The 13974-nt window shown below is 67.9% G+C and carries 14 protein-coding genes; 9 read left to right on the top strand and 5 right to left on the bottom strand.

The features are described 5' to 3' along the window. Window positions 1-111: 111 nt before the first annotated feature. A complete protein-coding gene (locus tag VXD91_RS19950) occupies window positions 112-324 on the bottom strand; it encodes a hypothetical protein (RefSeq protein WP_318985114.1) in 213 nt (70 codons plus the stop codon). 289 nt (window positions 325-613) lie between these two features. On the opposite strand from VXD91_RS19950, the gene VXD91_RS19945 reads away from it, so the two are divergent. Both VXD91_RS19945 and VXD91_RS19940 read left to right on the top strand, forming a co-directional pair. After that, a complete protein-coding gene (locus VXD91_RS19945; protein ID WP_318984984.1) occupies window positions 614-1831 on the top strand; it encodes an acyltransferase in 1218 nt (405 codons plus the stop codon). Between the two features lie 39 nt (window positions 1832-1870). Next, window positions 1871-2557, top strand: coding sequence for a GDSL lipase (locus VXD91_RS19940; protein WP_212811351.1), 687 nt, complete (start codon window positions 1871-1873; stop codon window positions 2555-2557). Here VXD91_RS19940 and VXD91_RS19935 read toward each other — a convergent pair. After that, window positions 2547-3626 (bottom strand): GGDEF domain-containing protein, encoded by a 1080-nt coding sequence (locus VXD91_RS19935; RefSeq protein ID WP_212811352.1) that lies wholly within the window; start codon window positions 3624-3626, stop codon window positions 2547-2549. The genes VXD91_RS19940 and VXD91_RS19935 overlap by 11 nt on opposite strands. Before the next feature lie 351 nt (window positions 3627-3977). On the opposite strand from VXD91_RS19935, the gene VXD91_RS19930 reads away from it, so the two are divergent. The 4 genes from VXD91_RS19930 (at window position 3978) to VXD91_RS19915 (ending at window position 8863) form a co-directional block, all read left to right on the top strand. After that, window positions 3978-4427: a Fur family transcriptional regulator gene (locus VXD91_RS19930; RefSeq protein WP_212811353.1), complete on the top strand. Its 450-nt coding sequence runs from the start codon at window positions 3978-3980 to the stop codon at window positions 4425-4427. Between the two features lie 102 nt (window positions 4428-4529). Continuing rightward, window positions 4530-6656: a catalase/peroxidase HPI gene (katG, locus tag VXD91_RS19925; RefSeq protein ID WP_346416200.1), complete on the top strand. Its 2127-nt coding sequence runs from the start codon at window positions 4530-4532 to the stop codon at window positions 6654-6656. Window positions 6657-6713: 57 nt separating this feature from the next. Then, window positions 6714-7607, top strand: a complete 894-nt coding sequence (locus tag VXD91_RS19920; RefSeq protein WP_346416199.1) for a LysR family transcriptional regulator — start codon at window positions 6714-6716, stop codon at window positions 7605-7607. A 56-nt stretch (window positions 7608-7663) separates the two neighbouring features. After that, window positions 7664-8863, top strand: a complete 1200-nt coding sequence (locus VXD91_RS19915; protein ID WP_346416198.1) for an MFS transporter — start codon at window positions 7664-7666, stop codon at window positions 8861-8863. Here the strand turns inward: VXD91_RS19915 and VXD91_RS19910 are convergent. Then, a complete protein-coding gene (locus VXD91_RS19910) occupies window positions 8860-9522 on the bottom strand; it encodes an MOSC domain-containing protein (RefSeq protein WP_346416197.1) in 663 nt (220 codons plus the stop codon). The genes VXD91_RS19915 and VXD91_RS19910 overlap by 4 nt on opposite strands. Before the next feature lie 267 nt (window positions 9523-9789). Between VXD91_RS19910 and ripD the strand changes: the two genes are divergently transcribed. Continuing rightward, entirely contained in the window at window positions 9790-10470 is a 681-nt protein-coding gene (ripD, locus tag VXD91_RS19905) for an NlpC/P60 family peptidoglycan-binding protein RipD (RefSeq protein ID WP_212811358.1), read from the top strand. 79 nt (window positions 10471-10549) lie between these two features. Here the strand turns inward: ripD and VXD91_RS19900 are convergent, their stop codons facing one another. Further along, entirely contained in the window at window positions 10550-11509 is a 960-nt protein-coding gene (locus tag VXD91_RS19900; protein ID WP_346416196.1) for a type IV toxin-antitoxin system AbiEi family antitoxin domain-containing protein, read from the bottom strand. 173 nt (window positions 11510-11682) lie between these two features. Here VXD91_RS19900 and tpx point away from each other — a divergent pair, with 173 nt between their 5' ends. After that, the gene (gene tpx / locus VXD91_RS19895; RefSeq protein ID WP_212811359.1) at window positions 11683-12177 is read left to right on the top strand and encodes a thiol peroxidase; all 495 of its coding nucleotides are present in this window, start codon (window positions 11683-11685) and stop codon (window positions 12175-12177) included. 78 nt (window positions 12178-12255) lie between these two features. After that, complete coding sequence (locus VXD91_RS19890; protein WP_318984991.1) at window positions 12256-13602, top strand: HAMP domain-containing sensor histidine kinase; 1347 nt, start codon at window positions 12256-12258, stop codon at window positions 13600-13602. A 1-nt stretch (window position 13603) separates the two neighbouring features. Here the strand turns inward: VXD91_RS19890 and VXD91_RS19885 are convergent, their stop codons facing one another. Next, window positions 13604-13846 (bottom strand): hypothetical protein, encoded by a 243-nt coding sequence (locus VXD91_RS19885; RefSeq protein WP_318984992.1) that lies wholly within the window; start codon window positions 13844-13846, stop codon window positions 13604-13606. Window positions 13847-13974 lie beyond the last annotated feature (128 nt).

Raw genomic sequence — 13974 nt, 5'->3', positions numbered from 1 at the left:
ATGTAAATGCAATTACCGCGCCGGGGACCCCATTGGCGCCGAGAGCAAATTCCTATTCGGCGCCATGAATAGGGAAAACGCAATTATCTCGCGACGCGAGCAAATGCGTTGTCAGCCGCCCCAGCCGCGGGTGCCGTCCCAGCCGCCACAGATGCCGTTGAAGCAGCCGTGTCCGAAGCCGCCGGTGACGGGGTTCCAGCCACCGCAGCCCCGCCAGTTCGCGCCGTCGCCGCAGCCACCGCCGCCACCCTGGCCATCGGGTCCGCCGTAGCCGTTGTCGGCAACCACGGTCCGATCCGTGCCGATGCTCCCCGAGAGGGTCATCGCCGCGGCCGGAGCGGCAACTATCGCTGCTGTGGCGGCCACCGCGGCGACCGCCGATGTCGTGAATTTCCGCCTAATTAGCATGTCTACAGAATGCTCCTGAGTGGCCGGATATTCCAGCCTCCCGCACTCCTCGATTGGATTCTGTGAGCAGAGTTACGGCCGGACACGCCATTCTGTGGGGAAATGCATTTCGGCCCGGAATCACGCGCTCGGGAGTGTCATCCAAGAAAAGTCACAGGTTTCCCATCAGGACCCGGGTCTTCGCCGCTGTTACCCTTTTCCCGTCATGAGTGTGGTGCCGAGCGGTGAAATCAAGGCACTGTCCGGCCTGCGCATCGTCGCCGCAGTGTGGGTGGTGCTGTTCCATTTCCGTCCGCTGTTGAAGCAGGCGTCACCGCCCCTGAGCGACGCCCTCGCCCCGATCCTCGACTGCGGCGCGCAGGGCGTCGATCTGTTCTTCATCCTCAGCGGATTCGTCCTCACCTGGAACTACCTCGAGCGCATGGGGCCGGCGTGGTCGACACGGGCGACGCTGCATTTCCTGTGGCTCCGCCTGGCCCGGGTCTGGCCCGTCTACCTGGTCACCATGCATCTCGCGGTGGCCTGGATCATCTTCACGCTCAACGTCGGCGACTTCCCGTCGCCGGAGGCGGCCACCCTCACCGGCCCCAACTACCTGCGTCAGCTGTTCCTGGTCCAGCTGTGGGTGGTGCCGTACTTCGACAACTCCAGCTGGGACGGCCCGGCCTGGTCGATCAGCGCGGAATGGCTGGCCTACCTGCTGTTCGGGTTGCTGGTCATCGTGCTGTTCCGGGTGGCCCGGGTGAGCCGGGCGCGGACCCTGCTGTGGCTGGCGTTCGCCGTGACGCTGCCGCCGCTGCTGTTCCTGGCCGCCACGGGCGAGTTCTACACGCCGTGGAGCTGGCTGCCGCGCATCGTCCTGCAGTTCACCGCGGGCGCCCTGGCGTGTGCCGCCGTCCGCAAGCTGAACCTGACCGACCGGGGCCGCACGGTCGCGGGGGTGCTGTCGGTGGTGCTGCTGGCCGTCATCGTGGGCCTCGTGTACTGGTTCGACGCACATCCGATCCCGACCATCCGTGACGACTTCGGCCTCGTCGACGTCTTCTTCCTGCCGTTGGTGGTGGCCCTTTCGGTCGGCACCGGCACCCTGCCCGCATTGTTGTCGACCCGCGTCATGGTCTACGGCGGCAAGGTGTCGTTCGGCCTGTACATGGTCCACGAACTCGTGCATCAGGGCTGGAACTGGGCCGCGGCGCAGTACCGCATCGAGATGTTGCCGAGTTGGGGCACCAAGTTCATCGTGCTGGCGCTGCTGGCCGGCTCGTTCGCCGGTGCCGTGCTGCTGTTCCACTACGTCGAAGAGCCGGCGCGGCACTGGATGCGGCGCATGGTCGGGCCGGCAGATGGCTCGAAAGCTGTTGTAACACAACGTAAACTCCAGGCGATATCTGACGACGAAGAGCCCGCCGAACGCGCAGGCTGACCGCACTACGCCGTAGTACCGACTCATCATGGGAGACCCGTGCGCCATCTGACCACCTTGTTGCTGACCGCTGCGCTGTGTGCGGTGTCCGTGGTGAGCGCGCCCGGTCCGGCACACGCGTACCGGAACGTGCGCCCGGGGATGCCCGAACGCGTCGCGGTGATCAGCGACTCGTACACCAACGGCACCAACTTCGGCGGCCAGGGCCCCCGGAGCTGGACGGCGCAGGCGGGTCGCAACCTCGATGCCTGGGGTGCCCCGATCACGGCCGACGTCGCCGCCGAGGGCCGGGCCGGTTACGTCGTGCGCGGCGACCACGGCAGCATCTTCCTGGACCTGACCAGGCGCGCCGTGCGGCCGGACGACGCCCTCGTGGTGTTCTTCGGCTCCCGTAATGACCAGGGCGCCGACCTCGTGCAGCTGTCGGGGATGGCGCACGACGCCTTCGCCCAGGCGCGGGCGACGGCGCCCGGTGCCAAGCTGCTGGTGATCGGGCCGCCCTGGCCGACGGCCGACGTACCGCCGGCGGTGCTGCAGATCCGCGACGTGCTCGGCATGCAGGCCGGGATGGCCGGTGCCACGTTCGTCGACCCGATCGCCGAGCGGTGGTTCGTCGACCGTCCGGACCTCATCGCGCCCGACGGCGTCCACCCGACCGACGCCGGACACGACTACCTGGCAGGCCTCATCGCACCGCGGATTCGCGCCGAGCTGCCTACTCGTTGATCGGCAGGTCGTCCCGCACGTCGTAGCGGACGTCGTTGCCGCCGTCCTCGCGGGCGCGTTCCATGGCTTCGGCGGCTGCCGCCAGCAGGGCGTCGATGACGATCTCGGGCGGGTGCACCGTCAGCGGCGCCAGCGGGGTGCACACCACGCCGATGCTCGCGGTCACCCGGGACGGCGTCGACTTCATGGCGCCCTGCACGCGGTCGATCAGCGGCGAGGCGTCGGGACTGGTGAAGGTGTCCGCGACGATGAAGTCGCTGTCGGAGATGTGCGCGGCGATGGCGTTGCGGCGCACCGTTTCCCGCAGGGCCTGGCTGACGTCGATACGGGCCCGGTTGGCGCGCCGCTGGCCGGACATCGAGGACAGCAGCGGAAAGCTGTCGATGCTGACGACCGCGAGCACCATGTGACGGTCGTCCTGCCGGTTGCGGGCGGCGAGCAGGTTCGCGGCGCGCGAGTACAGCCCGTCGGTGTTGAGCAGCCCGGTCAGCGGTTCGATCTCGCTGTGGTGGATGTCGGTCGAGCTGAGCCCGATCGCGACGCGGCACGTGAAGAACACGAAGACGTTGAGCAGCGCGATGATCAGGACGGCGCACGCCGCCAGCGCGGGGTCTTCGGACCCGACCCGGACGCCCAGGTATCCCAGCGTGAGCCCGCCGAGCACCCAGGGACCGGCGAGCACGCTGGGGCGGTGCAGGAAGGCCACATAACCGCTGGAGAAGATGAACGCGCTGGTGGCCAGCAGCCCGAGCATCGGGTCCGTCATGATCAGGCAGGCCGCGCTCATCGGGATCGCGCCGAGCGTCACCGAGATCGCCGAGAACCGCTGCGAGGGCCAGGAATGGCGCAGCCAGACGGCGCCGACGCCGAGCGCACAGGCGCCGACCGCGATGGCGATCGCCTGGCGTACCGGGCCATGGGGGCCCGCGGGGCTGAGCATCAGCACCACGGGAACCATGCCGAGCACCGCGTTGAGCGCGGCGATCACCCGGCAGGTTCGGGTCTGCAGGCCGCGGACGGCGAGCAGCGAGGTGAGCCAGTAATAGTGATTCTGTCCGGCAGCGGTCATGCGGGTACCCGGTGGTCTCCCGCGTCAGCCGGCCGGCGAACCGGGTGGCCTGTCACGCTGCGTCGCATATGCAGCAGATTAACAATCGCGCCGCGCGGATTCGGCGGCCGTCGGCAAACTCTGTGCATACGTTCAGCCTCGGATGCTGAATCGCCCCGCGAACTGAACGCGGCGATTCGCCGGTTCGGGCGAATTCCCTGCGGGCGCGCGGCGGGTCGCCTAAAGTGTCTGCGGAACAACGGCTTTGACCTCTGCGAATGGCATCGTCGCCGGTTTCCCTCAGTGAATTCGCGTGACACACATCACGCCAAAGTCTTGACTCAGTCCAAAAAAGCGCGTAGAAGTGAACACGTGACGACCGACTACACGGAGCAGCTGCGTTCCGCAGATCTCCGTGTGACACGGCCCCGCCTCGCAGTCCTGGAGGTGGTGGCGGGACGTCCGCATGCCGACACCGAAAGTGTCTTCGACGCGGTCCGCGCGATCCTGCCCGACGTCTCCCGTCAGGCGGTCTACGACGTGCTGGCCGCACTCACCACCGCGGGGCTCATCCGTCGCATCCAGCCTTCGGGTTCGGTGGCCCGGTACGAGACCCGCGTCGGCGACAACCACCACCACGTCGTGTGCCGTTCGTGCGGCGCCATCGCCGACATCGACTGCGCCACCGGCGAAGCGCCCTGCCTGACCCCGTCGGACACCCACGGCGTGCTCGACGGTTTCGTCGTCGACGAGGCCGAGGTCATCTACTGGGGTGTGTGCCCCGACTGCGCGGCAGCCACAACTTCGCGATCACATCCGTGATCGCAGCACAATTCACCACCCTCGAAAGGAAGTGCAGTGCCTGAGGAAACTCACCCTCCGATCGGAGAAGCACAGACCGAGCCTGCCGAAAGCGGTTGCCCGATGCGCATCAAGCCGCCTGTCGAGGGTGGTAGCAACCGGGACTGGTGGCCCAACGCCGTCAACCTCAAGATTTTGCAGAAGAACCCGCCGGCCATCGATCCCACGGACGAGGATTACGACTACCGCGAGGCCGTCAAGAACCTCGACTTCGAGGCCTTCCAACGCGACTTCGACGAGCTGCTGACCAACTCGCAGGAATGGTGGCCCGCCGACTTCGGCCACTACGGTCCGCTGTTCGTCCGCATGTCGTGGCACGCCGCCGGCACCTACCGCGTCGAGGACGGCCGCGGCGGCGGCGGCCGGGGCATGCAGCGCTTCGCCCCGCTGAACAGCTGGCCCGACAACGTCAGCCTGGACAAGGCCCGTCGTCTGCTGTGGCCGCTGAAGAAGAAGTACGGCAAGAACATCTCCTGGTCGGACCTCATCGTCTACGCGGGCAACCGCGCCATGGAGCACATGGGCTTCAAGACCGCCGGTTTCGCTTTCGGTCGCCCGGATTACTGGGAGCCCGAGGAGGACATCTACTGGGGTTCCGAGCACGAGTGGCTGGGTTCGCAGGACCGCTACGCCGGTACCGACCGCACCAAGCTGGAGAACCCGCTGGCCGCCAGCCACATGGGTCTGATCTACGTCAATCCCGAAGGCCCCGAAGGCAATCCGGATTACCTGGCCGCTGCCATCGACATCCGTGAGACCTTCGGCCGCATGGCGATGAACGACGTCGAGACCGCCGCCCTCATCGTCGGTGGCCACACCTTCGGCAAGACCCACGGTGCCACCGACATCGAGAACGGCGTGGAGCCCGAGGCCGCCCCGCTGGAGCAGATGGGTCTGGGCTGGGCCAACCCCGGCGTCGGCAACGAGGCCGTCAGCAGCGGTCTCGAGGTGACCTGGACCCACACCCCGACCAAGTGGGACAACTCGTTCCTGGAGATCCTTTACAGCAACGAGTGGGAGCTGACCAAGAGCCCGCAGGGTGCCAACCAGTGGAAGCCCAAGGACGGCGGCTGGGCCAACTCGGTGCCGATGGCACAGGGCACCGGCAAGACCCACCCGTCGATGCTGACCACCGACCTGTCGATGCGCTTCGATCCGATCTACGGCGAGATCACCCGCCGCTGGCTCGACCACCCGGAGGAGCTGGCCGAGGAGTTCGCCAAGGCGTGGTTCAAGCTGCTGCACCGCGACATGGGTCCGGTGGTGCGCTACCTCGGCCCGCTGGTGCCGAAGCAGACGTGGCTGTGGCAGGACATCACCCCGGCCGGCAAGACGCTGTCCGAGGCCGACGTCGCCTCGCTCAAGACCGCCATCGCCGAGTCGGGTCTGTCGGTGCAGCAGCTGGTCAACACCGCGTGGAAGGCGGCGGCCTCGTTCCGCTCCAGTGACATGCGCGGTGGCGCCAACGGTGGCCGCATCCGGCTGCAGCCGCAGCTCGGCTGGGAGGTCAACGAGCCCGATGAGCTGGCGCAGGTGATCCGCAAGCTGGAGGAAATCCAGCAGGCGTCGCCGACCGGTGTGTCGTTCGCCGACCTGGTGGTCCTCGGCGGTGTCGTCGGCCTCGAAAAGGCCATCAAGGACGCCGGTTTCGACGTCGCGGTGCCGTTCACCTCGGGTCGCGGCGACGCCAGCCAGGATCAGACCGACGTCGAGTCGTTCGCCTACCTGGAGCCGAAGGGCGACGGTTTCCGGAACTTCGTCGGCAAGGGCGACACCCTGCCGTCCGAGTACCGGCTGATCGACCGCGCCAACCTGCTGGGGCTGACGGCGCCGGAGCTGACCGTGCTCATCGGTGGTCTGCGCGCGCTGGGCGCCAACCACGGCGGTTCGGACCTCGGTGTGCTGACGGCCGACAAGGGCAAGCTGACGAACGACTTCTTCGTCAACCTGCTCGACATGTCCACCAAGTGGGCCCCGTCGCCGGCCGATGACGGCACCTACGTCGGCACCGACCGCAGCAGCGGCGCGCCGAAGTGGACCGCCAGCCGGGTCGACCTGCTGTTCGGCTCGAACTCGCAGCTGCGGGCACTGGCCGAGGTCTACGCGGAGGACGACAACAAGGAGAAGTTCGTCAAGGACTTCGTCGCGGCGTGGACCAAGGTGATGAACGCCGACCGGTTCGACATCTAGTCGGAACCCGACTCAGTACCCCGTGGGCCCTCGGGCGCACGGGGTACTGTGCTTTTCGTGCTCCTCGATGAACTCCGCTGGTTCGTCGTCCTGGCCGAGACCGAGCACGTCACCGCTGCCGCCGCCGAATTGGGTGTCGCACAGCCGACGCTGTCGCGGGCCCTGGCCCGGCTGGAAAACGAAGTGGGCACACCGCTTTTCGACCGCACCGGCCGGCGGCTGCGCCTGAACGGGTACGGGCGGATCATGCTCGAACATGCGCGCCGCGGCATTGCCGAGATGGATGCGGCACAGAGCCGGATCGCGGCGTTGCTGGATCCGGACAGCGGCCTGGTCCGGTTGGCTTTTCTGCATTCGACCGCGAATTGGTTTGTGCCGGAGGTGCTTCGGCAGTTCCGAGTACGGGCTCCGGCGGTGCGCTTCGAGCTGTTCCAGGGCGCGGCGCACGACATCGCGGAGCGGCTGCGCACCGGGCAGGCCGACGTCGCGATCACGTCCCCGCGGCCGACGCAGGTGCCGTGCGTCTGGCGGGTTCTGTATGTCGAACGGTTGTGCCTGGCGGTGCCCGCCGACCACCGGCTGGTGGGCCGCGCCCGCGTACGCCTGAGCGAGGTGGCCGACGAGACCTTCATCGCGCTCGGGGCGGATTTCGGGCTGCGCCAGCTGACGGATCAGGTGTGGGCCGAGAGCGGCATCACGCCGGAAATCGCGTTCGAAGCCATGGAGATTCCGACGATGGAAGGTTTGGTCGCGGCGGGATTCGGCGTCGCCGTGGTGCCGGTACCGCGGCCCGGCCGGGGTGATCCCTCGGTGATCTACATCCCATTGTCCGACACCAGGGTCAAGCGCGAGATCGGCATGGCGTGGGTCAAGGGTCGCGAATTGTCGCCTGCTGCAGCGCGATTCGCCGACCTGGTCAGCACCACCGCATCTGATGCACAAAACGTATGAAACAACTCAAACTAATGTATTGGACACATGAACGGGGCGGTTCCTAACCTGCGTTCGTGACTGTTGAAGCGCCCGTCTGGACCGGCCATGTGCGCGGTTCCACGGACTACCGCAGGCTGCTCGGCGCGCTGTTCTGCGCCGGCGTGGCGACGTTCGCGCAGCTGTATTCGCCGCAGGCGGTCCTGCCGCTGATCGCCCGCAGCCTGAACACCGGTGCCGCGGCCTCGGCGCTCATGGTGTCGGCGTCGACGATCGGTCTGGCGCTGGGGGTGATCGGCTGGTCGACGCTGGCCGACCGCATCGGCCGGGTGCGCGCGATGTCCTACTCGGTTTGTGTGGCAACGGGTTTGGCGCTGCTGGTGCCGTTCGCGCCGACATTCCAGCTGTTGCTGGCCGGACGATTCGCCGAAGGCCTGGCACTCGGGGGAGTGCCGGCCATCGCGGTGGCCTACCTGACCGAGGAGATCGAAGCCGGCCATGCCGCGCGGGCCGCGGGTACCTACGTCGCCGGCACCACCATCGGCGGATTGCTCGGCCGGCTGGTGGCCGCCCCGGTGGCCGAGTTCACCGACTGGCGGTGGGCCATGTTCGTCGTCGGATTGCTCTGCAGCGCAGCAGCTGTCGGCTTCATGCGACTGGCCCCCGAACCTCGGGGATTCGTCCCGGCCGACGAGGAGACCGAGGGCTCCCTGGCGCACCGATTGGCGGCCAACCTGCGCAACCCCAGGCAACTGGTGCTGTATCTGCAGGGCTTCCTGCTGATGGGCGGGTTCGTCGCGATGTACAACTTCCTCGGCTTCCGGTTGAGCGCGGCGCCGTTCGGCCTTCCGCAGACCGTCGTCAGCCTGGTGTTCGTGGCCTATCTGGCGGGCACCTGGGCGTCGGCCTGGGCCGGGGCCGCGGCCAGCCGGTACGGCCGGCGCCCGGTGCTGCTGGGCAGCGTCGCGGTGATGGGGCTGGGTGTGGTGATCACCCTGAGCCACAACGTGATCGCGGTCCTCGCCGGCCTGCTGGTCGCCACCGCGGGGTTCTTCGGCGCGCATGCCACCGCCTCGGGTTGGACCGGCCAGTTGGCCACCGTGGGCAAGGCGCAGGCCGGCTCACTGTACAACCTGGCGTACTACGCGGGTTCGAGCGTCATCGGTTGGGTCGGCGGGATCGCCTTCGATACCGCCGGGTGGTCGGCGGTGGCCGCCGTCATCGTGGGGCTGCAGGTCGTCGCCGGACTCGCGGCGGCCGTCGTGCTGCGCGATTAGTGCTGGTTCGCCCGCTGGTGGACGCGGTCCTTGATGGCCTCCGGCAACGCGTCGGCCGGAAGCAGGCGCGGCAGTAGCTCCGGCTCGAGGGTCAGGGCGCGGAACACCGTCGCGACGGTGACGTCGTGCGGCGGACGCGAGACCACCGTGATCGATGCCCCGGCCCGCAGCACCCCGGGCGTCACGACGCGCAGGTAGGCGCCGGGCAGGGCCTGGGCGGTGAAAGTCTTGACCCAGCCCCGGATTTCGAGCCACTCGGCGAAGGTGCGGCACGGGATGCGGGGCCGGCTCACTTCCAGGAGCGGGCCGCCGTCGCCGATCTGCCAGCGTTCGCCGATGACGGCGCCGTTCACCTCGAGCCCCGCGGTGGTGAGGTTCTCGCCGAACGAGCCGTTGGCCAGCTCGCGGTCGAGGCGGACCTGCCAGTCGTCGAGGTCTTCACGGGCGTAGGCGTACACCGCCTGGTCGTCACCGCCGTGGAACTGCTGGTCGCCGATGGTGTCGCCGACCAGACCGCTGCCGAGACCGCCGTGCATGGGGCCGGGGGCTCGCACGGGCACCGGCTCGGACGTCGGGCGCTTGTCGATTCCGGTGCTCAGCTGATCCTTGTCGGGGCTCGGTCGGGGGACCGCCAGATTCACCGTCAGGATCGCTGCCATGGCGCAAGCCTAGAGGTGCCGTCCGGCTCCTTCGACCGGGAGTGGCCCGGGTCACCGCCAGCGCTGAAATCGGTCGCCGTGGATCACCTTTCGATCACATTTTCGATAAAGATCGCGCGCTGACCTGCATTTATGTGGGGTAAGGCGCGCGTGTGGGGTAAAAGTGACGTTAGTGAAATTTGTGACGAGAGGGACCACCGGGGCCGCGACCCCTGCGTAGACCACGCAGCGTCGTGTGCCGGTGGCGCACGACGAGAGGTGGCCGAGATGCGGCGGATCATTGTGACGGTGGCGAGCGCGGCACTGCTGGCGGCGCCCATGGCGGTGGCGGCTCCGCTGGTGTCGGCGCCCCTCGCGTCGGCCGACACCACCTGGACCGGTGGTACCCACCGACAGGCCATCGACTTCGTCATCCAGCGCGCGCTGTCGCAGCGCGGTGTGCCGTTCGTCTACGGCGGTGGCAACGCCAACGGCCCCAGCCTGCCTCCGGCCAGCGTCACGACCGCGGCTGCGCCGGTGGCTCAGCCGGCTCCGCAGGTCGGCCTGCAGCCGATGGGTGTCGCGCAGCCGGCGGCGGCGCCGCAGACCAACACGCTCATCCCGGGCCTGTCGGGTCTGTTCGGCCAGTCGCCGACCGCGAGCGCCATCACGCCGGCGCCGACCACGCCGGGCTTCGATGCGTCCGGCCTCGTTCAGTACGCGTTCGCCGGCGTCGGGATCAAGCTGCCGCGGTCGTCGGGTGAGCAGTACAAGGTCGGCCGGAAGATCACCGCGGACCAGGCCCTGCCGGGCGACCTGCTGTTCTACGGCCCGGCCGGCTCGCAGAGCGTCGCCCTGTTCGTGGGCAACGGCCAGATGATCGAGGGCACCGAGCCCTCCGTCACTGTGGGCCCGGTGCGTACCAACGGCATGGACCCGTACCTGAGCCGCATCATCGAGTGGCAGTAGCGGCTGCGACCACCCGACAGCGCCTCGGATCGCAGTCACCTGCTGACTGTGATCCGAGGCGTAAGCGCACGGATTCGGGTCAAGCGGCGATATCGGCGGCGGGATATCCGCACCCGGGTCCGCACGGATGACCACGCACCGGGATCCCACGCCGACGCAGCACGTGTGCAATCTTCGTTGCGGTCTGACATGGCCGGTCGAATACCTGCTGATAACTGAGTCGGACCGTCCACCGGCCGTCGACCGCGGCATCCAGATCGCGTTCGATGTCGTTGTTCCGGGCGGTCGCCGAGTCGTGGAACAGCCGGCCATCGAGCTCTACCACCAGCCGCTTCCCGTACTCGACGTCGCGGTATCGAACACCGGACGACGACGAAGACCTGTTCTGACGACTGCCTCGGGGTAACCCGTGCGCCCGCTCCACGCGATCGAGGTAGCGCTGTTCGAGGACCGAACACGTGCCTTCGGAGATGTCGAGCAGAATCGCCCGTAGCCATCGTCGGCGAGGCACGCGCCGTCGGCTCTCGAGTACTGCCAGCAGCCGCTGTGCTGTGGTCCGTCGGGACTGGCAGGCGTCCGCCAGGATGGCGATCGCATCGAATTCTGCGGTCCGGCAGGCGACATCCAGTGCGGCCTCCTCGTAGCGCAGCCGCGGTGGTCCCACGTGCCACAGCACCCGCTGGTCCAAGTGGGCAACGTGATGGATGCGAACACCGTCGGGCTCGACCAGCGCGGTCCGGTTCCGCTCAACCGCGACGTGGACGACCGGGCCTTCGTGCTGCATCGCCGACTCCAGACACAGTGCCGCCGGCGCGGCGTAAAGCACTGCAGCCCAGGCGCGTTGCTGCCAACTCGGCGATCCGGTGTGGTCGACGTACACGCCGTCGTGCATACGAGCCCATTCGTTGCGCCGCGACATGCGCCGGATGTAGGCGTCGTGCCTGCCGGCGCCGAGCACCTGTCGCCGCGAAATGACACCTGCCTGACGGCCGAGAATCGCGACAATCTCCGCGTCGGCGGCTCGGCCTTTGTCATCCACGTCGTCGATCTTCGCGGCAGTGCGCGGGCCTGCACCAGACCCCGGGTTGCCCGGCTGTGGATAACCGTCTACGCCTCGGATCTCAGCCACATATTGACTGCGATCCGAGGCAGTAGCGGGCAAGCAGCACCCCAGCGCTGCGCGCGTGACGCAGTCTTGACAGACTGTCGGGTATGGCACAGATAACCCTGCGTGGAAACCCCATCAACACCGTCGGCGAGCTGCCCGCTGTCGGGTCCGCGGCCCCGGCGTTCGCCCTGACCGGCGCTGACCTGGCTCCGGTGACCAACGACCAGTTCAGCGGTAAGTCCGTGGTGTTCAACATCTTTCCGTCGGTCGACACCCCGGTGTGTGCCACCAGCGTGCGGACGTTCAACGAGCGGGCGGCCGCCGACGGCGCCACCGTCGTGAACGTGTCCAAGGACCTGCCGTTCGCCCAGAAGCGTTTCTGCGGTGCCGAGGGCATCGAGAACGTCACCACCGCGTCGGCGTTCCGGGACAGCTTCGGTGAGGACTACGGCGTCACCATCGCCGACGGCCCGATGGCCGGCCTGCTCGCCCGCGCCATCGTGGTGATCGGCGCCGACGGCAATGTCGTGTACACCGAACTGGTGCCCGAGATCGCCCAGGAACCGGACTACGACGCGGCGCTGGCCGCCGCCAAGTAACACCAGCTCTTCGAGGGACGGGGTGTGTGCCAGGGGCACGCGCCCCGTCCGCTTTTTCGTATCGGGCATGATGACTTGGTGCAGTTGCGATTACCGATACCGGCTTTGTCGTTGCGAGCCATCGTCGTCGTCGCGGCGTTGTCGGTGGTCGCGACGGTGCTGATCATCGGAACCTGGGTGTGGATCGGCGTCACCAACGACCAGTACAGCCAGCTCGATCGGCGGCTGGACTCGCTGAGCAGCCTGCCCGACGTCAACACCCTGCTGAGCATCGCCCGGCAGACGCCCACCGGCACGCCGCAATCCGAGGGCTCACTGGTGCAGACCGTCCGCATCGGCGCCGCCACGGTCTCGATGCCGCCGGAGATCGTGCTGCCGCAGTTCGAGGCCGGGTATGCCAACACCACGATCAACGGCGTCGAATACCGGGTCCGCACCGTCACCACGGGTTCGGCGTCGATCGCGCTCGGCGCACCGCTGGCCGAGGCGCAGCGTCAGATCCGCAACCTGCACATCCGCATCCTGGCCATCTGTAGCGGCGTCATTCTCGGCACGTTCGTGGTCGGCGGCTCGATGTGGTTCGTGATGATCAACCCGTTCCGCAAGCTCGCTCAGCAGGCCCGGCAGATCAACTCCCAGTCCAAGCCCGAAGAAGTCCACGTGCGGGGCGTCTCGGAAGCCGTGGAGATCGCCGAGGCGGTCGAGGGCATGTTGGCCCGCATCGGCGAGGAACAGGCACGCACCAAGGCCGCTCTGGAGTCGGCCCGCGACTTCGCCTCGGTGGCATCGCACGAACTGCGCACCCCGCTGACCGCGATGCGCACCAACCTCGAGGTACTGTCCACGCTCGATCTCGAGGCGGAGCAGCGTGCCGAGGTGATCGGCGACGTCATGCGCACACAGAGCCGGATCGAGGCGACGCTGACGGCGCTGGAACGGCTCGCCCAGGGCGAGCTCACCACGGCCGACGATCTCGTGCCCGTCGACATCACCGAGCTGCTCGACCGGGCCGCCCACGACGCGGTGCGCGTCTACCCCGACCTCAACGTCGCCCTCGTACCGTCCCCGACGGTGCTGATGCTGGGCCTGCCCGTCGGGCTCCGGCTGGTCGTCGACAACGCAATCGCCAACGCCGTCAAACACGGTGGTGCGACCCGGGTGCAGCTGTCGGCCGTCAGCTCGCACGACGGCGTGCAGATCGCCATCGACGACAATGGCACCGGCGTACCGGAACACGAACGTGACGCGGTGTTCCACCGGTTCGCGCGGGGGTCCACCGCGTCACATTCGGGTTCGGGTCTCGGTCTGGCACTGGTTGCCCAGCAGGCCGAACTGCATGGTGGCACAGCGTCTTTGACGCAGAGTCCGCTCGGCGGCGCGAGGCTCCTGCTGGAGCTGCCCGCGCCGCGTCCGCAAGCGGGCTGAGCTAGATGCAGGCGCCGAAGATGCAGAATCCGCCGTCAGGCTCCCAGCCGCCGTTCCACGTGCCCGGCGGGTTCCAGCCCCAGGCCGGCGGGGGCGGCGGACCCCAGCCGGGTCCGGGTCCCGGACCGTTCCAGCCCGGGCCGTGACCCCAGCGCGCCGGGACCGGCGCCATGCCGGTATCCGCACTCGCGGTACCCGCACCCAGCCCGACGGCTCCGGCGACAACGCCGCTCGCGACAGCCAAACCAACAATGAATTTTATCGATTTCATGATCTACTCCATTCCTCGACTCAATCGATTGCTGCAACAACGTTGCGGCGCTCGCTGTTTCTCGGTCTGTAGCCATTCTCGTTAGTCAAGCTATGTATGGC

Origin of the sequence: Mycobacterium sp. SM3041 (assembly GCF_039668335.1) — a bacterium.
Taxonomy (GTDB): Bacteria; Actinomycetota; Actinomycetes; order Mycobacteriales; family Mycobacteriaceae; genus Mycobacterium.
Note: the sequence above shows the minus strand (reverse complement) of the source record. Positions and strands in the feature narration are given on the sequence as shown.

Bases quoted from the DNA above. Each gene is read 5' to 3' on its own strand.
- VXD91_RS19945 (WP_318984984.1), top strand. From the start codon at position 614: ATGAGTGTGGTGCCGAGCGGTGAAATCAAGGCACTGTCCGGCCTGCGC.
- VXD91_RS19935 (WP_212811352.1), bottom strand. From the start codon at position 3,626: ATGACCGCTGCCGGACAGAATCACTATTACTGGCTCACCTCGCTGCTC.
- katG (WP_346416200.1), top strand. From the start codon at position 4,530: ATGCGCATCAAGCCGCCTGTCGAGGGTGGTAGCAACCGGGACTGGTGG.
- ripD (WP_212811358.1), top strand. From the start codon at position 9,790: ATGCGGCGGATCATTGTGACGGTGGCGAGCGCGGCACTGCTGGCGGCG.
- VXD91_RS19950 (WP_318985114.1), bottom strand. From the start codon at position 324: ATGACCCTCTCGGGGAGCATCGGCACGGATCGGACCGTGGTTGCCGAC.
- tpx (WP_212811359.1), top strand. From the start codon at position 11,683: ATGGCACAGATAACCCTGCGTGGAAACCCCATCAACACCGTCGGCGAG.
- VXD91_RS19910 (WP_346416197.1), bottom strand. From the start codon at position 9,522: ATGGCAGCGATCCTGACGGTGAATCTGGCGGTCCCCCGACCGAGCCCC.